Here is a 22,896-nt window from a genome sequence, read left to right on the forward strand (position 1 = left end):
TTGGCTTCGCTTACCCTTGGCAGCCGGATTTAAAGCGGCTAAAGGTCGCCCATAGGGCGGACCGAGCCTGCAAATTCGGGCCGCACGCAGCGGTTCTTGCATCCGGTGCGTTGCCGATCCTGAAAACGGAACTGGGCGAGAACATATGCTGACTGCGTTCGACGTTGGTGTTGGTGTGCTGGTGCTGATCTCGGCAATCCTGGCCACAGCGCGCGGATTGACCCGAGAAGTGCTGTCGCTGGCCACCTGGGCCGGTTCAGCCGCTATCGCGGTCTACATGTATCTCTACCACCCCGACATCGCCCAGCAGTATATCGCCGAGGAGATCGTGGCTAATATCGCCACTGTGGTGGTCAGCTTCATTGTGGCGCTGATCGTGCTGCACCTGCTCACCATGCGCATTGCCGATTTCGTGGTCGACAGCCGGATAGGGCCGATCGACCGCACTCTGGGCTTTGTCTTCGGCGTCTTGCGCGGTGTGCTGATCGCCATCGTCATCACCATTTTCGGTGTCTGGCTACTCGGCACCAATCTGCCGGAATGGGCGCGCAATTCGCAGTCGCTGCCCTATCTCCAGAACATGGGCGACACGCTTATTTCCATGCTGCCCGAGGGACTGGAGCAGCAGGTCACCGATATTATCAAGGGAGGCGGTGCCGATCTGACCGCCGATCCGCAGCCGGTCGAGGGCGGCCCCGCTGATGCCACGCTTGACGGCACAGTGGACCCGACTGAAGCGCCGCTTGAAGGAGCTGCGACCAACTAGTTTTCTGCGGGCTCTGCCCGCAGCAAGGCTGCTGCCTGAAAGTGTCATTGGTGGCAGAGCAGGAAATGCGATATTGGCGGGCAGAGTGATCGACCGGCAGGGCGATCCGCTTCCTATTCGAAGCCAGTATTCGCGCCAAGTGCATGGAGAGCACGGTGAACCACCCGAGCGACGATGATTTCGATCTCAACGGCGACACGCTGCATGAAGAATGCGGCGTGTTTGGCATTTTGGGGCACCCCGATGCCTCGGCACTGACGGCGCTGGGTCTGCATGCCTTGCAGCACCGCGGCCAGGAAGCGGCCGGTATCGTCTCGTTCGATGGCCGCCAGTTCCACCAGGAAAAGCGTATGGGGCTGGTTGGGGATCACTATACCGACCCGGTCCTGTTGGCCAAGCTGGCCGGTTCAATGGCCATCGGTCACACCCGCTATTCGACCACGGGCGAAGTGGCACTGCGCAATGTCCAGCCGCTCTTTGCCGAACTGGAAGATGGCGGCATTGCCATTGCCCACAACGGCAATTTCACGAACGGGCTGACGCTGCGCAAGCAGATCATCGCCACCGGGGCGATCTGCCAGTCCACTTCCGATACGGAAGTGGTGCTGCATCTGATCGCACGGTCGCGCCATGCGTCGACCACCGACCGCTTCATCGATGCCATCCGGCAGATGGAAGGCGGCTATGCCATGTTGGCGATGACCCGCACCAAACTGATCGCCGCGCGAGACCCCGTGGGCATTCGCCCGCTGGTCATGGGCGATCTCGACGGCAAGCCGATCTTCTGCTCGGAGACATGCGCGCTCGACATCATCGGCGCCAAATATGTACGCGATGTCGAAAATGGCGAAGTGATCATCTGCGAGATTCAGCCGGATGGCTCCATCTCCATCGACGCCCGCAAGCCGGCGCGACAAGTGCCCGAGCGCCCGTGCCTGTTCGAATACGTCTATTTCGCCCGCCCAGACAGCATGGTCTCGGGTCGCAGTGTCTACACAGCGCGCAAGAACATGGGCATCAATCTCGCCAAGGAAGCGCCGGTCGAGGCCGATGTCGTGGTTCCCGTGCCCGATGGCGGAACGCCGGCGGCAATTGGTTATGCCCAACAGAGCGGTATCCCTTTTGAACTCGGGATCATCCGGAACCACTATGTGGGCCGGACCTTTATCGAGCCGACCCAGCAAATCCGCGCCTTTGGCGTCAAGCTCAAACACTCGGCCAACCGCGCCGAAATCGAAGGCAAGCGCGTCGTCTTGATCGATGATTCCATCGTGCGCGGGACGACTTCGGTGAAGATCATCCAGATGATGCGCGATGCCGGGGCCACAGAGGTGCATATCCGCGTGGCCAGCCCGATGATCTTCCATTCGGATTATTATGGCATCGACACGCCTGATCCGGACAAGCTGCTGGCAAACCAGTATGCCGACCTCGATGCGATGTGCCGGTTCATCGGGGCGGACTCACTGCAGTTCCTCTCCATCGATGGTCTTTATCAGGCCGTGGGCGGCGAGACTCGCAATCCACGCGCGCCGCAATTTACCGACCACTATTTCACTGGCGACTATCCGACGCAGTTGACTGATCTGGGAGGCCGGACAATGAACGACCCCAAGCAGATCTCTCTTCTCAAGGAAGCCGGTTAATGACTGACAGCAAAGAACTTTCCGGCAAGGTCGTTCTGGTCACCGGAGCATCGCGCGGCATTGGCTACCAAGCCGCGCTGGAAGCAGCCCGACGCGGCGCGCACGTGATTGCCGTGGCACGCACCGTTGGCGGCCTCGAAGAGCTTGACGACGAGATCCAGGGGGTCGGCGCATCTTCCACGCTGGTGCCGCTCGATCTGCGTGACGGCGATGCCATCGACCGACTCGGTGCGGCCATTTTCGAGCGCTGGGGCCATCTGGATGGCCTGGTGGCGAATGCTGGGCTGCTCGGTGTCCTGAGCCCGGTGGCGCATATCAAGCCCGATGAATTTGACAAGGTTCTGGCCGTGAATGTCACGGCCAATTATCGCCTGCTGCGTTCCCTGGATCTGCTGCTGCGGCAATCCGAGGCCGGGCGGGCGGTGTTCGTCTCATCGGGCGCAGCCCGGTCTGCAAAGCCATTCTGGGGGCTCTATGCCGCAACCAAGGCAGCACTCGACGCCATGGTAAAGTCCTATGCGGGCGAATTGAGCCAATCCAGTGTGAAGGCAAACATCTTCTACCCCGGCGCCGTGCGCACGGCTATGCGCGCCAAGGCTATGCCGGGAGAGGACCCAAAGACCCTGCCTCAGCCGAGCGAGATTGCGCCGGCGCTGATCGACCTCTTGAGTCCAGGACTGACGGAGAACGGCAAGCTGTTCGATGTCACCACCGGCAAGTTCGGCGAACTCTGACCCATGGTGACCCTTCGTCCCTATCAAGACAGCGATCTCGACGCGCTTTACGAGATTTGTCTGGTTACCGGGGACGCAGGAAAAGATGCCAGTGCCCTGCACAATGATCCGCAGCTGATCGGGCATCTCTATTCGGCACCCTACGCGGTAATCGAGCCCGACAACGTTCTTGTCGCCGAGGACGCAGGGGGCGTAGCAGGCTATATCGTGGGCACCTATGACACCTTGGCTTTCGCCGAAAAGCTTGAGGCCGAGTGGTGGCCCGCCCTGAGGCAACGCTATGCTGACCCGGCCGGGCTGACACAGGCGGATCGGCTTCGGGTCGAGGCGATCATGCGGCCGCACGTCTCGCCGGCAGAGCTGGTGGCGGCGTACCCAGCTCATATTCACATGAACCTGCTGGCCCGCCTTCGCGGACAGGGTGTAGGCACAGGCCTGTTGTCCGCATGGCGCGACCAGGCGCGGATCAGTGAGGTGAAAGGCATTCACCTTGGCGCCAGCGCCAGCAACGCTGGCGGCGTCGCCTTCTGGACGAAGAGTGGCTTCGTTCCTCAAATGACGCTCGGCTCAACTGTGTGGTTCGGCATGCACCTGAGCGAATAGGCGGCACTTTTGGGCGTTGGGCGCATCGATCGGTTGCGTCATACCAACGACAGATTGCCGGATACAAATTTACCTTCCAGTTCTGACCGAGACTGGCAATTACGCACCGGCCAGCGACAATCGAGGCCCTTATTGTACGTCGACCAAACATCCCTCCTGCTGGCACTTGGCTTTGCTGCCTTTGCGCTGTCGACGACGCTGTTCATAAGCTGGCTTTCGTCGCGTAGTGATCATTATCTCCTGACCTGGGCCGCTGGCGCCGGCATAATGATGCTGGCCTTCGCGGCTTTTTCGGTCAATGCCGTCGACCACCGGCCTGCCCTGTTGTGGCTGTCCAACATGCTGCTGACAGGTGGTTTCGTGGTTTTCTATGGGGCGACCGCCCTGTTCACCGAAGGACGACTGCCGCGTCAGAGGGTCGGAAACATTGCCCTCGTCGCTCTGAGCCTTATTTCGCTGCCCTTCGCATTGGGCCTGGACGCGCTCGGTGCGATGCTCGGCAATATCGCCAATGCCGTGTTGCTGATCTTTGCGGCGCGCAAATTCTGGAGCGGCCGCGCCGAAGCCCCCGTCTGGGTGGGCGGTATCTCCGCGCTTTATTCCATTACCGCGCTATCCTTCATTCCCTGCGCGGTGATGATCTATCTCAAGGGGCCGCTCGTGCTGTCGGCGGCGCCGAGCGGCTGGGCAGAAGACCTCAATTCCATCGTGGGACTTGTCGCCATCACCAGTATCGGTGCGATGTCGCTGGCGCTCAATCAGGCCCGTACGGCCCGACGGCATCGCGAGGAGGCCTATACGGACCAGCTAACGGGGTTGTTGAACCGACGCGCGCTCTTCGAGCGCTTTGTCGCGGGGCATAGCGGGGAACCGGCGGCAGCGCTGATCATGGACCTCGACCATTTCAAGGCTATCAACGACCGACATGGGCACCATATGGGCGACGAGGTGCTCCGGCACTTCGCTACTGTGGTCCGTCAAAGCCTGGGCACCAACGGTGTGGCTGCACGCCTCGGCGGCGAGGAATTTGTCGTCATACTCGCCAATGCCACACCCGACAGGGCCTCTGCGGTCGCAGAGAGTATCAGGGCAGAGTTTGCGGCCGGTGGGGTGGAAAGTGATGCTGGACTTGTCCAGACGAGTGTCAGCGTCGGCATCGCCTTCAAAAGGAGCGGCGAAACACTCGATCGGCTACTCAGCCGGGCCGACGAGGCTCTCTATAGGGCCAAGGAAGACGGTCGCAATCGGGTCGTGATTGCAGACAGGTAAAAAAGGCTGCCCCCGAAGGCAGCCTCTTTTTTGTCTAACCCTCGATGACAGGGGCCATCAGCACCTTGTCGATGCGATGGCCATCGAGATCCACCACTTCAAAACGCCAGCCCTCGCGCTCGAAGGCCTCACCCGTCCGAGGAAGATGGTTGAGGCAGGCAAGGATGAAGCCCGCCACGGTCTCGTAACGCGCATCCTTGGGGACGGCGATCCGGAAGCGTTCGGCAAAATCGTCGACCGGCATCCATCCGGCGACAAGCCATGAGCCGTCTTCACGTTCGACGAGGGCGGGATCGTCACCTGCCTCTTCCTGGTAGACGCCCGTAATGACCTCAAGCACGTCCCCAAAGGTGACAATGCCTTCGAAGTGGCCGTATTCATCCACGACGAGAACCATCTGCACCTTGGATTGGCGGATGGCCTCAACGACGTCGAGTGCGTCCGCATGTTCCATGATGACAGGCACGGACTTGGTGAGCCTGCGCAGATCGGGCTGTTGGCCATTCGCAAGGGCCGGCAGGAGGTCGGCGAGGTTGAGGACGCCGAGGATGGAATCGGCATCGCCTTCCTGGACCAGCACCCGGCTATGGCTGCTTCCAAGGATGGTCTGCAGGTTCTGCTCGAAACTATCTTCGAGATCGACCACGACCACATCGAGGCGCGGCGTCATGATGCCCCGGGCAGACCTGTCCGCCAGGCGCATCACACCCGAAATCATCGAGTGCTCTTCGGTTTCGAGCACGCCGGCCGAGGTGGCTTCGGCGATAATGGTGCGCACCTCTTCCTCGGTCACCGATTCCTCGGCTTGCCCTCCCTGCCCCAGAAGGCGCAGCACGGCTTTACCGGAAATATCGAGCAACCAGACGATTGGCGTGCCGACCCGCGCCAGCAAGGTCATGGGCGGTGCGACGCGCGCAGCCATGGCCTCCGGATTGCGCAGGGCAATCTGCTTGGGAACGAGTTCGCCGAGAATCAGCGTGCCGTATGTAATGAGCACGACAACGAGACCGGTGCCGCCGATATCGGCGATATTGGCAGGCACACCGACCTGCTTGAGCCACTCGCTGAGGCGCAAGCCAAGGGTCGCGCCGGAGAAGGCACCGGACAAGACGCCGACCAGAGTGATGCCGATCTGGACGGAAGACAGAAATTTGCCAGGGTCTTCGGCCAGTTTCATGGCCATGGCCGCGCCTTTGTTGCCTTGGTCGGCCAGGACCTTGAGACGCGCGGAACGGGAGGAAACGACGGCCAGCTCAGACATGGCCAAGGCGCCGTTCACCAGAACAAGAACGACGACGATGAGAATTTCTGTAAGCAACAGAGTGCAATGTTGGCACGCCGCGACCAATGGCGGGGTGCTACGACGCGGCGCACTATAGGGCAAACGCGGCCAAGGTGAATAGCTGGCACGGCCAGAAGAATGGCATTTGGGGATAAGATGCGTGTGGCGGAGGGATTGTGCGCCGCCCGAAACGAAATGCCATGCCCGCTTTCGGGGCATGGCATTAGAGTTTCGGATATAAACGGCTAGCGCTTTGTCTTGTCGTCGTAGGGATTGGACTTGCTGCCAGCGCGTACCCAGAGGCGGATAGGCGTACCGGGCAAATCGAAAGCTTCGCGCAGCCCGTTTACCAGGTAGCGCTGATAGGACATGGGCAGCGCGTCTGGCCGGGAGGCGAAGACGATGAAGCTTGGCGGCCGCGTCTTGGCCTGGGTCATGTAGCGCAGCTTCAGACGGCGACCGGAGACTGCCGGAGGCGGATGGCTCTCTACCATGCCGCCCAGCCAACGATTGAGACGTGACGTGGAGATGTGCGAGTTCCAGGTCCGCTCGATGGAGAAGATGGCTTCCATGAGCTTGTCGATATTGCGCCCGGTGAGGCCCGACAGGGTGACCAGCGGCACGCCACGCACCTGCGGCAGGAGGCGTTCGCACTCCTCGCGCAGTTCGGCGAGCGCGGCATTCTTGTCCTCGACCAGGTCCCATTTGTTAAGCGCGATGACCATGGCCCGGCCCTCACGCTCGACAAGATCGGCAAGGGCCAGATCCTGTTTTTCGAACGGAACCGTGGCGTCGAGCAGGAGCACAACCACTTCGGCATATTGCAGGGAACGCAGGCTGTCGCCGACGGCGAGCTTTTCCAGCTTTTCATGAACGCGCGAGCGGCGACGGATGCCCGCCGTATCGACCAGATTGATCGTGCGGCCTTCCCATTCCCAGGGAACGAGAATGCTGTCTCGAGTGATGCCGGCCTCAGGACCGACCAGCACGCGGTCTTCGCCTACCATGCGATTGACCAATGTGGACTTACCGGCGTTCGGGCGGCCGACGATAGCGACGTTCAGGTAGCGGCGCGGATTCCAGCGCAGCGTTGCCTCGTCCCCCTCGCCTTCCAGCATGTCGGGCGTGATATCCACGTCGACCTCCGGCAGGAAGTCGAGGTCGCTCAGTTCTTCGGCGTCTGACGCTGCCTTTTCGGCGATTGCCTTATCGATGGCGGCGGAGACGATGGAATAGAGTTCGGACAAGCCAAGCCCGTGCTCGGCGGACAGCGCGATAGGCTCGCCGAATCCAAGCTTAAAAGCTTCGACGAGGCCATCTTCGGCCGCGCGGCTCTCGGCCTTGTTGCCGACCAGATGCACATCCTTGCCGGCCTTGCGCAAAACCTGCGCGAAACGCTGGTCGAGCGGCACAACGCCGGCGCGGGCGTCGATCATGAAAAGGATGACGTCGGCTTCGCGAATGGCCAGTTCGGTCTGCTGGCGCATGCGATCTTCGAGGCTTCCATCGGTTACGTCTTCATAACCTGCCGTGTCGAGAACCCGGAACGTCAGGTCGGCAATGCGACCCTCCGCCTCGCGGCGGTCACGCGTGACACCAGGCGTGTCGTCGACCAGCGCGATCTTGCGCCCGACCAGACGGTTGAACAATGTCGATTTGCCGACATTGGGACGCCCTACAATTGCTACGGTGACCGTCATGGTCTCTCCTTGTTGCGCGCAGCCTATTCGGCGGCAGGCGCGGCTTCCTCTGTCTGCTCCGGAGCGCTTTCGGCACTTTCGGCCGAAATAGCGCCCTCGGACAGAAGCTGAGCCAGATAATAGGCCATGCGATTGCGCATCGGCCCTTGAACGAGCGGGTCATTGAGGACGGCTTCGAAGCTGGCCTGTGCGGCAGCAGCGTCACCGGCCTTGTACTGGGCGAGGCCAATCAGTTCGCGCGCCACACGGCGCATCGGATTATCATCGCTGGCGATCGTGCCGATGCGGGCCTCGACATCGCCGAGGGTACCTGTATCGACGAGAATCTGGGCGGCCTGGAGCAGGGCCAGTTCGCGCAAGCGCACATTGGACTGGCTGTTGGCCAAGGCATCATAAGCGGCAACAGCGCCAGCCGTGTCACCAGCTTCGGCTAGCAGGCTCGCCTTGCGGAACTCGGCCAGAACCGGGTAACCACCAGAGCCGTCTGCGGCGAGCTGGTCAAGACGGGCCTGGGCCGCAGCGAGGTCGTCGCCCACTTCAAGCGAAGCATAGAGCTCTTCGGAAGAGCGCGCCGCCTGGCTATTGGTGTACCAGCTCCAGCCTTCATTGACGGCCACCAAGGCAACTATGGCAATAGCCGCGCCGATGACAAATGGGGCGATACGGCGCCAGAGGGCACGCATGCGCTCGGAGCGGAGTTCCTCATCAACTTCGCGGAAGATATTTTCTTCGGACATCGGCTGGCTCTGGGTCGTTCGGATTTGGCGGCACGTGTAGCATGCTGCCCCACGAATGCAAATTATCGGCGCGTTAATACAGCTATTAACCGTATCCCAATCACCAGCTTGTTCACGGCCTGATCCAACCCAATGTTCTTTGGTGAGGGTTTGGGAGGCTCCAAGTCATGGCGGTGACTATTGAAGGTGCCGCAGGCTGCTATCCGGGCGAGACGGCGCGGCCAGCAGAATTGATGGCGCTGGCAGCGCAGTTCCAGAGAGCCGCCGGCTAGGCGATCAAGATATGGCAGCGCGGACAACACACATCAGCCGCGCCCTTCCGGCTCCTCTGCATCCACGCCATCGAGCTTTACCTCAATGCATTCCTGCTGCACTGCGGCGAGCCTGCTCCTGCTATTCGCGGGATGCAGCACAATCTAGCTGCACGCCTGGCCCTGCTGGACAAGTACAAACTCGTCCTCAAGGTGAAGACCCGTACCCATCTCAGCGATATTTCCGCCAATCGGGAATATCTGGTCAGCCGATATGCTCCCGATGCGACCATGCTGTCGCAGTTGAACCGGCTGCAAGCCACCCTGGCTGAAATTGAAGCCAAGGTTCGGATGCGAGTTGATGTCAACGGCCAGGCCGCCTGACGTGGCCCCCTGCCCTATGAGCATGGCTCTTCGGGCGTAGCTCGCCGTGATCGCTCCATAGGCGCGATCTTGCGGTGCGAGGGGGCGCCGGTGGTTACTCCCACTCGATGGTGCCGGGGGGCTTGGAGGTCACGTCGTAAACGACGCGGTTGATGCCCCGGACTTCGTTAATGATACGAGTGGCGGTCTTGCCGAGGAAGTTCATGTCGAACTGATAGAAATCAGCCGTCATGCCATCCACGGAGGTTACGGCACGCAGGGCACAGACGAACTCGTAGGTGCGACCATCGCCCATGACGCCAACGGTCTGGACCGGCAGCAGCACCGCGAAAGCCTGCCAGATCTTGTCGTATTGGCCAGATTTACGAATTTCGTCGAGATAGATCGCATCGGCCTGACGGAGAATGTCGAGCTTTTCACGGGTGATGCCACCTGGGCAACGAATGGCCAGGCCAGGCCCTGGGAAGGGATGCCGGCCAATGAAGCTATCGGGAATGCCGAGTTCGCGGCCGAGCGCGCGGACTTCGTCCTTGAACAGTTCACGCAGCGGCTCGACCAACTGCATGTTCATGCGTTCCGGCAGGCCGCCCACATTGTGATGCGACTTGATGGTGACCGAGGGGCCGCCGGTGAACGACACGGATTCGATGACGTCCGGGTAGAGCGTGCCCTGTGCGAGGAACTCTGCCCCGCCGAGTTTTTTGGCCTCTTCTTCGAAGGTTTCAATGAAGAGGCGACCAATGATCTTGCGCTTGGTTTCCGGGTCGGTCTGCCCTTCCAGTTCACCGATGAACTTGTCGGCAGCATCGACATGGACCAGCGGGATGTTGAACTGATCGCGGAACATGGTCACGACCTGTTCGCTCTCGTTCATGCGCATAAGGCCGTGGTCAACGTAAATGCAGGTGAGCTGGTCGCCGATGGCTTCGTGGATCAGAACCGCAGCAACAGAAGAATCGACGCCGCCGGAGAGACCGCAGATGACCTTGCCGCTGCCGACCTGGGCGCGGATCTTCTCGATCATCTTCTCGCGGTAGGCCGACATGGTCCAGTTGGACTGAATGCCGCAAATATTGTGGACGAAATTGGCGTAGAGCTTCGCGCCATCCGGCGTGTGCACCACTTCGGGGTGGAACTGCACGGCCCAAATGCGGCGCTCTTCGTTGGCGATCATTGCGAAGGGTGCGTTGGGCGAGGTGCCCACCACCTCGAAGCCTTCGGGCAAGGCCACGACACGGTCGCCGTGGCTCATCCAGACCTGATGTGCCGTTCCGATATCCCAGACGCCATCGGAGAGCGAGCTTGGCTGTTGCACGGTCAGTTCCGCACGGCCGAATTCGCGGTGATGACCAGCTTCGACCTTGCCACCCAGCGCCACGCAGAGTGCCTGCTGGCCGTAGCAAATGCCGAGAATCGGGACATTTGCAGCCAGAATGGCGGGATCGATGGTTGGAGCGTTCTCATCGAGCGTCGACGCGGGACTTCCCGAGAGAACAACGCCTCTTGGTCGCAGCGCCACCATGGCGGCGCCGGCGGACTGGAAGGGGTGGATCTCGCAATAAACGCCGGTTTCACGGATGCGTCGCGCGATCAATTGCGTGACTTGCGAACCGAAGTCCACGATGAGGATGGTGTCGTTTGCGGGGGCGGTGTCTGGGTGCAGCATGGCGAGGCTTTAGCGGCCAAGCGCCGTTTGTGCAAGGTGCTAGATGCGCAAGGGCCCGATGCGGAATTGGATGGATAGGTCCTCCGGCGCCTTGGCCGGAGGACAGTTCAGGTGGCGCCTGTGCTTCAGGATTTCTTGCGCAGGAGATGAAGGTAGAAGCCGTCGGTATTGGTGCGCAACGGGGTGAGGCAGATGCCACCGCCATCCGTCACGAGACCATCCGGAATTTCCGTGATGAGGGCCTTTCGCCAGGCCTGTGCCATGTCAATGGTTTCGAGCTCGGCATGGGCGGCCAGCAAGGCAGTGATCTGGTCGTCGTTTTCCTCGGGCAGGATGGAGCAGGTGATGTAGGCCAGCGTGCCCCCGGGCTTGAGAAAGCGCAGGGCCTCCTCGAGCAGCGCTGCCTGTTCGCTCTGGCGCTGGGCGAGGAGCTCGGGGCTTAGCTTCCACTTGGTGTCGGGTCGACGGCGCCAGGTGCCCGTGCCGGTGCAGGGCGCGTCAACGACGACACGATCGAGCTTGCCCACGAGATCGTCGAGGGCACCCGGGTTAGGAGCGCGGACCTGGACGTTGTGCACACCATTGCGCTTGAGGCGATCGTAAATCGGGGCGAGGCGCGAACGGTCGCTGTCATAGGCGAAGATCTGGCCCTTATTGCCCATGGCTGCTGCAAGAGCGAGCGTCTTGCCGCCACCGCCAGCGCAGAGGTCGAGGACCTGATCGGCAGGCTGGGCCCCGCAGAGTGCCGCAACGATCTGGCTGCCCTGGTCCTGTATCTCGAACCAGCCCTTGAGATAGGCCTCATCGGTCGTGACATTGGGCGTACGCGCATCGCGTTTGCCGGCGGGAAGCGTGAGGCCGAAGGGCGCAATCGGCGTCGCCTCCGGCGCAAAGCGGGCCAGGGATTTGATGACGCGTTCAGGAACCGCCTTGAGCGAATTGACCCTGATATCCAGAGACGGGCGGCGGGCCATGGCCTCGCCTTCGGCGACCCAATTGGCACCGAACGCTCGCTCGAGCGAGGGAACAAGCCATTCGGGCATGTCGGCACGAACAGCGTCGGAGGCGTCGGCGATATCGGCAGATAGGGCAGCGATCTCGTCGTCGCTCAGCGCCTCGGGGGCGTGGCTGTCGCCGGCAAACGCCGCGGCCAGGGTTTCCGGCGTCTCGTTCCAGTCACGCAGGGCAACTGCGAGGACCAGGGCGCGTGGCGTATCACTGCCCATGGCCGCGGCATGGGAGGCGCGGCGGCGCAGGGCGTCATAGACCAGATTGCCGATGGCGGCGCGGTCCCCTGCCCCGGCAAAGCGATTGTTGAGTCCCCAGGACTTCAGCGCCTCGGAAACTGGGCGCTTGCGCTGTTCCACATCGGTGAGGACTTCGATGGCGGCAGCGAGACGGCCGGGAAAGCGCATGGTTCAGATACTCGGGGCAAGGAAAATACGGAGGACGAGCCATAGCCACAGAAGAGCGAGGACGGCAAGTCCGACACTGTAGGCGGCAAAGCGGCTCAGAACGTGGTTGCTTGTCACATGAATAGCGGCGTGAAGATAGCGCGCTGCGACGAAGAGCCACGCGAGCACCACTTCAACCCAGCCCACAATGCCAAGCGCAAGCGCGAGAAGCGCGGCGACAAGAAACAGGACAGGCAGCTGGAACTGGTTTTCAAAATTGTTGGAGAGCAGGCGCGCCTTGAGCGGATAGGCCGTTCGTTCCACCGCGATGTCAGCCATGGCAATCTCGCCGCTCATGACCCGCGGAACGCGCTCCCTGCCCATCCAGACGAGGATGAAAAGGGTCAACAGCACCTGGGCGGCCATGGCGAAAACGAGAAACTTTGTGACGAGGGTCATCTGGCGGTTCCGGTGCAGGGCTGATGGAGCAGTAACGCGCTAAAAGGGATTCCGTTTTGAGATGAATGCGAAATGCGGGGCCGGCGCAGCGGCCTCCGGGTGAACGAGGAATCTGCAGCGCTCTGAGACGATCCGCTTTCCTGAGAAAGTCAGACGATGGGCGTTCAGGCAGGTAGGCCGGCCCTGTCAGCAGTCAGGCTTCAGGGAAATGGCAGACATTGACGCGGTTGCCGGCGATGTCGGTGAAATCGAACCAGCTCATGCCGGAATTGTAGTTGATCGGGGTGACAGTGCGCCCATCTTCAACCAAGGCCGCATGCAAGGCGTTGGGGTCGGCGGTAAAGAAGTTGAACGACACAAAGGCCGTTTCGGGCATCACATCCACCGGCACCAGTGTCAGCGCCGTGGTTTTTGCCGATGCGCCTTCGAAGCGCAGGCCAATATGTCCGGCAGAGCGAAAAATCTCGACCATGCCGAACATGGATGTGTACCAGGCCGCAGCAGCGCCGGTATCGAGGGCCGGCAGGAAAATCGTATCGATACGCGAAACGTGTCCCATGGCCATGCCCCCTCTGCCGGCTGCAGCCTAACCGATCAGCGCCCGCTGCGATAGTTGGGGGCCTCGCGGGTGATGGTCACGTCGTGAACGTGGCTTTCACTGAGGGCTGCGCCGGAGATTTTCACGAAAACCGAATTTTCGCGGAAATCCTTGAGGTTGTGGGCACCGGTATAGCCCATGGAGGCTCGCAGGCCGCCAGCGAGCTGGTGGAGCACCGCGCCAGCCGAACCCTTGTAAGGGACCTGGCCCTCGATGCCCTCGGGAACAAGCTTCATCTGATCGCGCACATCCTGCTGGAAGTAGCGATCGGCAGAGCCTGCACCCATGGCGCCGACCGAGCCCATGCCGCGGTAGGATTTGTAGGAACGCCCCTGGTAGAGATAGACCTCTCCCGGGCTTTCATCGGTACCGGCGAGCAGAGAGCCGACCATGACGCAGGATGCGCCGCCCGCCAGAGCCTTCGCCATGTCGCCGGAGAACTTGATGCCGCCATCGGCGATGACGGGCACGCCGGACTTGGCGCCTTCTTCGGCGCAGGCCATGACGGCCGCGAGCTGCGGAACGCCGACACCAGCCACGATGCGGGTGGTGCAGATAGAGCCCGGACCAATACCGACTTTGACGGCGTCGGCGCCGGCATCGATGAGCGCGCGAGTTGCTTCGGCGGTCGCGACATTGCCAGCGACGATGCGCACGGCGTTGTTTTCGCGCTTGATGCGCTCGACAGCTTCGGCGACGCGGACGGAGTGGCCGTGGGCGGTGTCGATGACCAACAAATCGACGCCGGCGTCGATCAGTGCCTGGGAGCGCTCATAACCCTGATCACCCACGGTGGAGGCGGCGGCGACGCGGAGTCGTCCCTGTTCGTCCTTGACGGCGTTGGGATGGAGCTGGGCCTTTTCAATGTCCTTGACGGTGATGAGACCGATGCAGCGATAGTCTTCGTCGACCACCAGCAGCTTTTCGATGCGGTGACGATGGAGGAGGACCTTGGCCTCTTCCTTGGATACGCCTTCACGCACGGTGATGAGGTTCTGGTGTGTCATCAGCTCAGAAATGGGCTGATTGGGATTGGAGGCGAAGCGGACGTCGCGATTGGTCAGGATGCCGACGAGCTTGCCGATGGCCCGGCCACCAGCGCCGCCATTTTCCACGACGGGAATGCCCGAGATGCGGCTCTTCTGCATGAGCGCGAAGGCGTCAGCCAGGGTCGCGTTGGGGCCGATGGTGATGGGATTGACCACCATGCCGCTTTCGAACGACTTGACCATCCGCACCTGCTCGGCCTGTTCGGAGGCTGTCAGGTTCTTGTGAATGACCCCCATGCCGCCGGCCTGAGCCATGGCGATGGCCATATTGGCTTCGGTGACTGTATCCATGGCGGAGGACAGGATCGGCAGATTGAGCGCAATGTCCTTGGTGACGTAGGTCGAAATATCCGTCTCGGTGGGCAGGATATCCGAACGCGCCGGCTGAAGCAGGACGTCGTCGAACGTCAGAGCTGCATCGCCAGTAACAGTGGTAATAATCTTCGCCAAGGCCAGACCCTTCCTGCCTTCTGAATGAACAGAGATGTTGGAATATGAACCGGCGCAGATGATGTCGCGGGTTCAGGTTGGCGAGGGTGAATAGCATCGGGGGCGCAGCTTGCATAGGGGTTGGCCCTTGTTCGCATGCACGGCGCCATTGCAATTTTTCCGGGAAGACATCGCATTTAACGCGTGGCATAAGAGTGGGGTTTGGCCTGTCGTGACAGGCGAAAGGCCTATGGCCAGCGGCGGCAAAGCCCTCCATAGTGTTGATGCGGTTCGGTTCTGGCCGCCGATTCCCTGTCGAAAATGCCCGTCATTCGCATCACTCCGCTGATTCTCGCGGTCGCCCTGTTCATGGAACAGATGGACTCGACCGTCATCGCGACGTCCCTGCCCGCCATCGCCGCGGATATCGGTACGGATGCCATTTCGCTCAAACTGGCGCTGACGGCGTATTTCGTATCACTGGCGATTTTCATTCCCATCAGTGGATGGATGGCAGACCGGTTCGGCGCCAAGAACGTTTTCCGGCTTGCGATTTTCGTTTTCATGCTTGGCTCGCTTGCCTGCTCCTTCGCCTTTTCCCTCGAGACTTTTGTGCTGTCGCGCTTCTTCCAGGGCATCGGCTCATCAATGATGACGCCAGTGGGGCGGCTGCTGCTGGTGCGCTCGACGCCCCGCAACGAACTGGTATCCGCCATGGCTTGGCTGACCATGCCGGCGCTGATCGCGCCAGTGAGCGGCCCGCTGATCGGCGGGTTCCTCACGACCTATCTCTCCTGGCACTGGATCTTTTGGATCAACATTCCCATCGGCATCATCGGCATCATCTGCGCCGGCCTTTATCTCAAGGTGCCCGATGAGCGTACGCCGCGTCCGATCGATCTGGTGGGCTTTGTGATCCTGGCCGTCGCGTTTTCCGGCACGGTGTTCGGGCTCTCGGTCATCAGCTTGCCGGCGCTTCCGATCATCTATGGCTATCTGACCATCGCCGTGGGCGTGACAGCCTGCATCCTCTATCTGCTGCATGCGCAGCGTGTGCCTTATCCGCTGCTCGATCCGAAACTGCTCCGGCACCGCTATTTCCGATCAACTATTACGGGCGGTTCGGTGTTCCGCATCGGCGTTGGTGCGATGCCGTTCCTGTTGCCGCTGATGCTGCAGCTGGGGTTTGGGCTCAACCCGTTCCAATCGGGAGCCATCACCTTCGTTTCGGCCATTGGCGCCATCATGAGCAAATTCGTCAGCGAGTGGCTCTATTCGCGCTTCGGTTTTCCGCGCGTATTAGGCTTTGCCGCAGTGATCGGTGGCGTGTTGATCGCGGCGCAGGGGACGTTTTCGGTCGATACGCCTGTGCCGGTGATGATGGCAATCCTTCTCGCCGGGGGTGTCATGCGTTCGGTATTCTTCACCGGCTCCAACGCGCTTGGCTATGCCGATGTTTCCGATGAGGAGGCCAGCCAGGCCACTGCCATGGTGGCCGTCTGCCAGCAATTGTCCATCGCATTCGGCGTGGCCGTGGCAGGCGCCATCCTCGAGCTGACCAGCGTGTTCAGCGGCGGACATCTTGGCCTCCTCAACTTCAAGATCGCTTTCCTTGCAGTGGGTGGCCTCAGTGTCCTGGCCAGCCTTGTCTATTTCCGCTTGCCGGCCCATGCCGGGAGCAATGTTTCGGGCCACATAGCCCACAACAAGGAGTGACCGGCGGCGAACCGCCGGCAAAGTGCCGTGTCCCGCTCAGTACCGCTCATTCTCGCCACTGCCGTATTCATGGAGAACATGGATTCAACGGTGATCGCAACTTCGCTGGCTGCCATTGCCAGCGATATTGGCACCGACCCGATTTCGCTCAAGCTGGCGCTCACCGCCTATCTCGTGGCGCTCGCCATCTTCATCCCCATTTCGAGTTGGATGGCGGACCGTTTCGGCGCCAGGCGGGTGTTTCGCCTGGCCATGCTCGTGTTCATGATCGGCTCGATTTGCTGCGCCATGTCGAGTTCTCTGGCCCAGTTCGTCGGCGCGCGGTTCCTTCAGGGGATGGGCGGCGCGATGATGGGCCCGGTGGCCCGGCTGGTGCTGGTGCGCGCGACGCCGCGGCACCAATTGGTAGACGCGATGGCGTGGCTGACCATTCCGGGGCTGATCGGACCGATCGTGGGGCCGCCTTTCGGCGGATTCCTCACCACATATTTTTCGTGGCACTGGATCTTCATTATCAACATCCCCATCGGCGTGCTGGGGATCGTACTGGTGGGGTTCGCCCTGCCCAATGAGCAGCGCAACCGGCCCCGCAATATCGATGGCCCCGGCTTTGTGATGGCCGGCCTGGCGTTTGCGCTTTTTGCTTTTGGATGTTCGGTGATGAGCCTGCCCGCGCTGCCCCCGATGTATGGGATCGTCTCCGCATCGCTGGGCATCGGCATTGGCTATTTCTACGTCCGCCATGCGCTGGCGACGGAATATCCGCTGCTCGATCTGCGGCTGCTACGGGTGCCCAATTTCCGCATCACCTTGGTCGCCGGGACATTTTTCCGGCTGGGACAAGGCGCGGTGCCCTTCCTGTTTCCGCTGATGCTGCAGCTCAGTTTCGGTCTGACGCCCTTCGAGAGCGGCATGGTCACCTTTGCCGGCGCGGTAGGGGCGCTGGTCGCCAAATTCGTCGCCAACTGGATCTTTGCCCATTGGGGGTTCAAATATCCGCTGGTGATCTCAACCGCGATTTCGGCCGCGGGCATTTTGGTGATGGGCTTTTATGTACCCGGTACGCCCATCCCGCTGATGCTCGCAATCCTGGTCTTCACCGGCTTCTGGCAGTCGACCTTCTGGACGGGTTCGAACGCCTTCACCTTTGCAGACATAGAGGACAAGGACGCCGGCCAGGCCAACGTGATCAGCCAGGTCTGGGGGCAGTTGATGTTTGCCATGGGCGTCGCGCTGGGCGGCGGCACGCTGGAACTGGCGCACCGGCTGCGGGGCGGCGACAGCCTGGCCCTGGTCGATTTCCACATCGCCTTCTTCGTGGTGGCAGCCGTGGGCGCCTTGGGGTCGCTCCTGTTCTTGCGCCTGCCAAAAAATGCGGGCCACCAATTGCTTGGCGGCCCGGGCATGCATTGAGCCTGGCTTTGAATGGCTCCGCGGGAGCCATCATCCGCCAGCGAATCCAGTGGGAAGCTAAGATCCGTCCTCAGGAGTGATTTTGCCTTCGGCGGGCCAGACCCCGCCATTCGAGCCTAGCTCTCATGGCCTCGGACGCTAAAATCACTCCTCAGGAGTGATTTTAGCGTCCGAGCCCTTGAAACCCTTCGCGACGAGGTAAGCTTCCGCGGAGCCAGAACGGCTGGAGGGGGGCTTGGCGTGGAACGTGGTCTTGAAGTTGCGCTTGAGCATGTGAAGAAGCTCATGCTCGGTGCCGCCCTGGAACACTTTTGCGACAAATGTGCCGCCGGGTGCGAGGACCTGGATGGCAAAGTCGGCGGCAATTTCGATGAGGTGCACGATGCGCAGGTGGTCGGTGGGGCGGTGGCCGGTCGTCGGCCAGGCCATGTCACTCATGACAACGTCTGCCTTGTGGCCACCCATGGCGGCAATCAGCGCTTCGGGCGCGTCCTCATCGGTAAAATCCTTCTGCAGCAGGATGACGCCGGGGATGGGATCCATCTCCAGATAGTCGATGCCAACGATCAGCGGGTTTTCTGTGGTCGAGCCTACCGCCTTGGCCGCAACCTGCGACCAGCCGCCGGGCGCTGCGCCCAGATCGACGACGTGCATGCCCTTCCTGAAGAATTTGTGCTTTTCGTCGAGTTCCTTGATCTTGAAGGCCGCGCGCGAGCGATATCCCTCCGAGCGCGCCCGCGCCACATAGGGATCGTTAAGCTGGCGCTGCAGCCATTTCGTCGAGGATGTCGTCCGTCCCTTTGCCGTTTTCAGGCGAATTTTGAGGTCTTTGTCGGACTTGCGACCGCCTGTTCCGAGAGCCTTATCCACCATGACCATTCCTCTTCTTTGCGCGATAGGGGCGCGCATGGGCCCGATCTGCGTCCATCAGGGAAATCAGAATGCCTTCCCTGAGCCCGCGATCGGCCACGCGTACGCGCTCGGTTGGCCATTCGCGACGAATGGCTTCAAATATTGCACAGCCCGGGAGCACGAGATCCGCCCTGTCCTTGCCGATACAAGCATGGGCCACGCGCCGCTCGAAAGGCATATTGAGCAGGATGCGCATTGTCTCATCGACTTGATCGCGGCGCATCCACAATCCATCGACCTTCTGGCGCTCATAGCGTTCGAGACCGAGATGCAATCCCGCGAGCGTGGTTACAGTTCCCGAGGTGCCGATGAGGTGGACCGGATGCGTGCCGATCATCTGGCGCAATTTCTCGCGGCCGCGGAACTGGCGCAAATGGTCTGAAACGAAAGACACCATTGATTCGAAAATCTCGGGGGTCACGTTCACGCCGCCAAAACGCTCGGCGATGGAGACGACGCCCACCGGCAAGGACTGCCAGGAGCGAATCGAGGCCGACATACGCCCTTGCGAGCGCGGACGGCCACCCCGGAAATCGAGCCAGGCCAGTTCGGACGAGCCGCCGCCGATGTCGAACATCAAGGCGCCCTGGGCGGAGCTGTCGATGAGGTCGGCGCAGCCGGTGACGGCCAGTTCGGCCTCGGTGCGGCGATCGACGATCTCCAGCTCGATGCCGAGCTCGCCCTTGACCCGTTCGAGAAAGGCCGGGCCATTTTCAGCGGCACGGCAGGCTTCGGTGGCAATGAGGCGCATGCGCGTGGGCTGGTGATCGCGCAGCTTGTTGCGGCACTGGCGCAGGGCATCCATGGTTCGATCCATGGCTGCGTCGCCCAGGCGCCCGGTCACCGACACGCCCTCGCCGAGGCGAACGATGCGCGTAAAACCGTCGAGCACGCGAAAACCATGATCGTGCGGTCGGGCAATGAGCAGGCGGCAATTATTCGTTCCCAGGTCGAGAGCCGCGTAGAGCGGCCCGCGCTGGCGTCTTGGAGGCGGGGAATGCCCCGTCCGCAGCTCCGCCACTGGCGGGGGCGCAGCCCCTGCCCTTCCCTTCCGATTGCCATCGGCAGGGGTGCGGAGCGCCGTGTCGGCCCGAGGGACCGGCGCAGCGGCGGACCGAATAGAATCGGTCACTTCGATCTCCTTGGCTGCCCCGTCGCAGGTCGGACCGGCCGGCCGCGCCCAGAGACAGCATTGGTGTTGCATTGTCGAAAAGGAGGGTAGAGCAAGGCTGGGTTTGGCGCAATGCACACGATCATTGCGGAACAATCCACAGGGGCACTTGCAATCCTCTCAGCCATTGTCTATGCAGACCCCGCGCCGCACAGTGAACCCGCTTCACCGAGCCGCCGCCCGGCCAGCAGGGCCTCTGCTGGGGAATAGTTCAATGGTAGAACAGCGGACTCTGACTCCGTCGATCTTGGTTCGAATCCAGGTTCCCCAGCCAAAAATTCCCGAAACCCCGCATTTCCTAGCGTTCTTGCGATAGCGCGTCTGGTGGATTCCCATTTGGTCCACCGGGCTGGTCCACCAGTTTCAGGACGGGAAACACTAATGGCGGGGAATCTGCGGCTGCGCGGCGCGCGCTACCATTTTCGTAAGAAGCTTCCGGTCAAACTGCGGCAACGTCTGGGACAGTATGAAGTCGTCCGGTCGCTTGAAACTTCAGACTATAGGTTGGCTCGCCAGCGATCACGGTTTCTCTGGCTGGCAACTCAAAAGGTGTTCGACTGGGTGGACAAGAATCCGACACTGACGAAGGCTCAGGTTGATGCTGCAGTCGCTCGCTTCATCCAAAAGGTGGAATGGGCAGATGAAATCCGGTTGGCTGCCGATGGTGCCCTTTATGACCACCACGGCGATGCGCCGCACGATGCAGACGCGTTGATCCGCGAAACCGATGCAGAGGAGCTACGGGCTGCCCTGGCTCATAACGATACCTCCTATGTTCAGAAGTACATCAACACGTTGAAGCTTGACCTTGGTCCCTCTTTGACGCAGGTGGACGAAAAGCTTCTTGGTCGGGCGCTGCTTGCTGCATTGGCTAAGAGCAGCGACACGCAGGCAACGCGGCTGCGGACCGAATTCTATCCTTATACAAGCGGCGAAATGGGCGACCTGCAGCCCATCGAAGAACCAGAAGCAACTGAGGAGCCGCCAGCTCCAGCAGCCGCGCCGGCGCCTGCACATATACAAGGCTTCGCCAGCATGACGTTCAGCGAGGCGTGGTCCGAAGCTATGGCCGATAATCTCGCCACGTCGAGCAGCGACGACGCCGATGTGAAGTGGGATGAAGGCAAAGTGGCACACGCCGGCAGCACGCTCAACTTATGGACGGCCATCCACGGCCATGCGGCGCTGTCCAAGACAACGCCTGAGCTTGCAATCACGTTTCGCAGAACTGCTGCGCGCCTTCCGGCGCTCTATCATCGCGAGAAGAAGTGGCGCGACTGGCCCGTTGCCGACATCATCGCCGATGCGGACTTAGAGGACGCGCGTGGTGAAAAAGACAATCCTGGAAACTACCAAAAAATAAGGCGGGTTAGCCCGAAAACAGTGAACAGGCACATTTCGGTGCTCAAGACGACCTGGGAGAAGTTCGTCCAGCTTCGCCTAGCGCCCGCCGAATTGGCAAACCCATTCAATTCACTGCACACACCCGTCCGGAAGACCACGCACATCATCATTGAGGAGCGCGACCAGTTCACCCTTGAGGAAATCTGCATCTTGTTCGCGGCCCCTGTCTGGACCGGTTGCCGGTCGAAAGGGCGCCGACAAATTCCGGGACCCATGATTATCCGTGACTGGAAATACTGGGTGCCACTCCTGGGTGCCTACACAGGGATGCGTCGCGAGGAAATCTGCGCCCTGACGGTAGCAGATTTCGAGCAGGTGCGCGGCATCTGGATCATCAATCTGCGGAAGGCGAAGAAGCGGCTCAAGACGCCGGGATCGCCTCGCTACGTCCCCATCCACGATCACCTCATTGCATGGGGCATTCTCGGCGATCTTGTCCATGGACGAGACGCAAAGGAATGGTTATTCCCAGATTTGAAGCCCAGTGCTGTTGCGCGACGACGAGGCGAGCCTTTTGGAAAATGGTTTACGCCGCTGCGGCGCAAGCTCGGCATCTATCGGCCCGAAGTTGTTTTCCATTCGTTCCGGCACACAGTGGCTACCGCTCTACGGAATGCGGAAGTTTACATGCCGTTCGTAGAGGAAATAACCGGTCATGAAGACGAGGCACGGCAGCTTGAAATCAAGCGTTATACTAAAGAAGCGCTGGTCGAGAACTTAAAGGCTGCAATTGACAAGCTTGACTATGGCCTCACGCTTCCAAATCGATCCGATACCCGTTAGAGCTTGAAGACGATCACTGCTATCTAAACGCCTCAAGCCATACTCTTGGAGGCTCTTTCCAGTCGGACGTTATTATGAAGGTTTCGTTGCATAGTCATTGTGCGGGTTCGGAACGAGTGCCGTCCCACATATTGGATGATGTCCTTGCAGCCGCCGATGCCATTGACGTTCGCTTGGAGCGAGGCGCGGCGCCACGCATTCGTGATCATTTCGTTGCGGCCCTTCGGTCAAAAGGCTGGTCAAGCGAAGTAACTGTTTCTCGCGATTCTGACATGAGCATCACCTCAATGCGTGAGGACATTGGCCTATGCCTGCAGACTGGCAATATGGCCCGAATGTACGCCGACTTGATGAAGCTTCAGACGCTGTATCTCAATGACGCCATCAAAGGCGCGGTGTTTGTGTTGCCATCCCAACCCGTCGCGTTGGCAATCGGCGACAATATAGCCCAGGCTACGCGGCTTGAGCGCGAGCTCGAGATTTTTCGCAAGGCCTTCTATGTTCCGACGCTGATCGTCGCACTGGAGTGA

At 60.9% G+C, this 22,896-nt stretch carries 20 protein-coding genes and 1 tRNA gene; 11 read left to right on the top strand and 10 right to left on the bottom strand.

Annotation, left to right across the window (positions count from 1 at the left end; genetic code table 11):
* Window positions 1–145 precede the first annotated feature (145 nt).
* From N0P34_RS14750 to N0P34_RS14770, 5 genes are all read left to right on the top strand, one after another.
* Entirely contained in the window at window positions 146–766 is a 621-nt protein-coding gene (locus N0P34_RS14750; protein ID WP_275603981.1) for a CvpA family protein, read from the top strand.
* Between the two features lie 143 nt (window positions 767–909).
* Window positions 910–2,412, top strand: coding sequence for an amidophosphoribosyltransferase (gene purF, locus N0P34_RS14755; protein ID WP_275603982.1), 1,503 nt, complete (start codon window positions 910–912; stop codon window positions 2,410–2,412).
* The gene (locus N0P34_RS14760) at window positions 2,412–3,146 is read left to right on the top strand and encodes an SDR family NAD(P)-dependent oxidoreductase (protein WP_275603983.1); all 735 of its coding nucleotides are present in this window, start codon (window positions 2,412–2,414) and stop codon (window positions 3,144–3,146) included. Before purF ends, N0P34_RS14760 begins: the two co-directional genes overlap by 1 nt.
* Window positions 3,147–3,149: 3 nt before the next feature.
* Window positions 3,150–3,749: a GNAT family N-acetyltransferase gene (locus N0P34_RS14765; RefSeq protein WP_275603984.1), complete on the top strand. Its 600-nt coding sequence runs from the start codon at window positions 3,150–3,152 to the stop codon at window positions 3,747–3,749.
* A 132-nt stretch (window positions 3,750–3,881) separates the two neighbouring features.
* Complete coding sequence (locus N0P34_RS14770) at window positions 3,882–5,018, top strand: GGDEF domain-containing protein (protein ID WP_275603985.1); 1,137 nt, start codon at window positions 3,882–3,884, stop codon at window positions 5,016–5,018.
* Between the two features lie 34 nt (window positions 5,019–5,052).
* Here the strand turns inward: N0P34_RS14770 and N0P34_RS14775 are convergent, their stop codons facing one another.
* The 3 genes from N0P34_RS14775 to N0P34_RS14785 form a co-directional block, all read right to left on the bottom strand.
* Window positions 5,053–6,336 (bottom strand): hemolysin family protein, encoded by a 1,284-nt coding sequence (locus N0P34_RS14775; protein ID WP_275603986.1) that lies wholly within the window; start codon window positions 6,334–6,336, stop codon window positions 5,053–5,055.
* 209 nt (window positions 6,337–6,545) lie between these two features.
* Window positions 6,546–8,000 (bottom strand): ribosome biogenesis GTPase Der, encoded by a 1,455-nt coding sequence (gene der, locus N0P34_RS14780; protein ID WP_275603987.1) that lies wholly within the window; start codon window positions 7,998–8,000, stop codon window positions 6,546–6,548.
* 23 nt (window positions 8,001–8,023) lie between these two features.
* On the bottom strand, window positions 8,024–8,737 hold the full coding sequence (locus tag N0P34_RS14785; protein ID WP_275603988.1) for a tetratricopeptide repeat protein: 714 nt from the start codon (window positions 8,735–8,737) through the stop codon (window positions 8,024–8,026).
* Window positions 8,738–9,141: 404 nt separating this feature from the next.
* Here N0P34_RS14785 and N0P34_RS14790 point away from each other — a divergent pair, with 404 nt between their 5' ends.
* Window positions 9,142–9,372, top strand: coding sequence for a hypothetical protein (locus N0P34_RS14790; protein WP_275603989.1), 231 nt, complete (start codon window positions 9,142–9,144; stop codon window positions 9,370–9,372).
* Between the two features lie 94 nt (window positions 9,373–9,466).
* Here N0P34_RS14790 and guaA read toward each other — a convergent pair whose 3' ends face one another.
* The 5 genes from guaA to guaB all read right to left on the bottom strand — a co-directional run bounded on the left by guaA (window position 9,467) and on the right by guaB (window position 14,988).
* A complete protein-coding gene (guaA, locus tag N0P34_RS14795; protein WP_275603990.1) occupies window positions 9,467–11,038 on the bottom strand; it encodes a glutamine-hydrolyzing GMP synthase in 1,572 nt (523 codons plus the stop codon).
* A 125-nt stretch (window positions 11,039–11,163) separates the two neighbouring features.
* Window positions 11,164–12,453, bottom strand: coding sequence for an RsmB/NOP family class I SAM-dependent RNA methyltransferase (locus N0P34_RS14800; protein ID WP_275603991.1), 1,290 nt, complete (start codon window positions 12,451–12,453; stop codon window positions 11,164–11,166).
* Window positions 12,454–12,456: 3 nt separating this feature from the next.
* Complete coding sequence (locus tag N0P34_RS14805; RefSeq protein ID WP_275603992.1) at window positions 12,457–12,891, bottom strand: MAPEG family protein; 435 nt, start codon at window positions 12,889–12,891, stop codon at window positions 12,457–12,459.
* Between the two features lie 193 nt (window positions 12,892–13,084).
* Entirely contained in the window at window positions 13,085–13,456 is a 372-nt protein-coding gene (locus N0P34_RS14810; protein WP_275603993.1) for a hypothetical protein, read from the bottom strand.
* 29 nt (window positions 13,457–13,485) lie between these two features.
* Window positions 13,486–14,988, bottom strand: coding sequence for an IMP dehydrogenase (gene guaB / locus N0P34_RS14815; protein ID WP_275603994.1), 1,503 nt, complete (start codon window positions 14,986–14,988; stop codon window positions 13,486–13,488).
* Between the two features lie 324 nt (window positions 14,989–15,312).
* Here guaB and N0P34_RS14820 point away from each other — a divergent pair, with 324 nt between their 5' ends.
* Both N0P34_RS14820 and N0P34_RS14825 read left to right on the top strand, forming a co-directional pair.
* Window positions 15,313–16,683, top strand: a complete 1,371-nt coding sequence (locus tag N0P34_RS14820; RefSeq protein WP_275606995.1) for an MFS transporter — start codon at window positions 15,313–15,315, stop codon at window positions 16,681–16,683.
* A gap of 27 nt (window positions 16,684–16,710) precedes the next feature.
* Window positions 16,711–18,096: an MDR family MFS transporter gene (locus N0P34_RS14825; protein ID WP_275603995.1), complete on the top strand. Its 1,386-nt coding sequence runs from the start codon at window positions 16,711–16,713 to the stop codon at window positions 18,094–18,096.
* A 144-nt stretch (window positions 18,097–18,240) separates the two neighbouring features.
* Here the strand turns inward: N0P34_RS14825 and N0P34_RS14830 are convergent, their stop codons facing one another.
* Together N0P34_RS14830 and N0P34_RS14835 are read right to left on the bottom strand one after the other, a co-directional pair.
* Entirely contained in the window at window positions 18,241–18,969 is a 729-nt protein-coding gene (locus tag N0P34_RS14830) for an RlmE family RNA methyltransferase (protein ID WP_275603996.1), read from the bottom strand.
* Entirely contained in the window at window positions 18,959–20,140 is a 1,182-nt protein-coding gene (locus tag N0P34_RS14835; protein WP_275603997.1) for a Ppx/GppA phosphatase family protein, read from the bottom strand. The genes N0P34_RS14830 and N0P34_RS14835 overlap by 11 nt, the downstream gene beginning before the upstream one ends.
* Before the next feature lie 239 nt (window positions 20,141–20,379).
* Between N0P34_RS14835 and N0P34_RS14840 the strand changes: the two genes are divergently transcribed.
* The 3 genes from N0P34_RS14840 (at window position 20,380) to N0P34_RS14850 (ending at window position 22,896) form a co-directional block, all read left to right on the top strand.
* Window positions 20,380–20,453, top strand: a tRNA-Gln gene (locus N0P34_RS14840).
* 107 nt (window positions 20,454–20,560) lie between these two features.
* A complete protein-coding gene (locus tag N0P34_RS14845) occupies window positions 20,561–22,366 on the top strand; it encodes a site-specific integrase (protein WP_275603998.1) in 1,806 nt (601 codons plus the stop codon).
* Between the two features lie 74 nt (window positions 22,367–22,440).
* Window positions 22,441–22,896 (top strand): BglII/BstYI family type II restriction endonuclease, encoded by a 456-nt coding sequence (locus N0P34_RS14850; protein WP_275603999.1) that lies wholly within the window; start codon window positions 22,441–22,443, stop codon window positions 22,894–22,896.

Source organism: Devosia sp. FJ2-5-3 (assembly GCF_029201545.1).
In the GTDB taxonomy this organism is placed as follows: Bacteria; Pseudomonadota; Alphaproteobacteria; order Rhizobiales; family Devosiaceae; genus Devosia.

Excerpts from the sequence above, each read along its gene's own strand:
- N0P34_RS14750 (WP_275603981.1), top strand. The coding sequence starts at position 146 with ATGCTGACTGCGTTCGACGTTGGTGTTGGTGTGCTGGTGCTGATCTCG.
- purF (WP_275603982.1), top strand. The coding sequence starts at position 910 with ATGGAGAGCACGGTGAACCACCCGAGCGACGATGATTTCGATCTCAAC.
- N0P34_RS14760 (WP_275603983.1), top strand. The coding sequence starts at position 2,412 with ATGACTGACAGCAAAGAACTTTCCGGCAAGGTCGTTCTGGTCACCGGA.
- N0P34_RS14765 (WP_275603984.1), top strand. The coding sequence starts at position 3,150 with ATGGTGACCCTTCGTCCCTATCAAGACAGCGATCTCGACGCGCTTTAC.
- der (WP_275603987.1), bottom strand. The coding sequence starts at position 8,000 with ATGACGGTCACCGTAGCAATTGTAGGGCGTCCCAATGTCGGCAAATCG.
- N0P34_RS14785 (WP_275603988.1), bottom strand. The coding sequence starts at position 8,737 with ATGTCCGAAGAAAATATCTTCCGCGAAGTTGATGAGGAACTCCGCTCC.
- N0P34_RS14790 (WP_275603989.1), top strand. The coding sequence starts at position 9,142 with ATGCAGCACAATCTAGCTGCACGCCTGGCCCTGCTGGACAAGTACAAA.
- guaA (WP_275603990.1), bottom strand. The coding sequence starts at position 11,038 with ATGCTGCACCCAGACACCGCCCCCGCAAACGACACCATCCTCATCGTG.
- N0P34_RS14800 (WP_275603991.1), bottom strand. The coding sequence starts at position 12,453 with ATGCGCTTTCCCGGCCGTCTCGCTGCCGCCATCGAAGTCCTCACCGAT.
- N0P34_RS14805 (WP_275603992.1), bottom strand. The coding sequence starts at position 12,891 with ATGACCCTCGTCACAAAGTTTCTCGTTTTCGCCATGGCCGCCCAGGTG.
- N0P34_RS14810 (WP_275603993.1), bottom strand. The coding sequence starts at position 13,456 with ATGGCCATGGGACACGTTTCGCGTATCGATACGATTTTCCTGCCGGCC.
- N0P34_RS14830 (WP_275603996.1), bottom strand. The coding sequence starts at position 18,969 with ATGGTGGATAAGGCTCTCGGAACAGGCGGTCGCAAGTCCGACAAAGAC.
- N0P34_RS14845 (WP_275603998.1), top strand. The coding sequence starts at position 20,561 with ATGGCGGGGAATCTGCGGCTGCGCGGCGCGCGCTACCATTTTCGTAAG.
- N0P34_RS14850 (WP_275603999.1), top strand. The coding sequence starts at position 22,441 with ATGAAGGTTTCGTTGCATAGTCATTGTGCGGGTTCGGAACGAGTGCCG.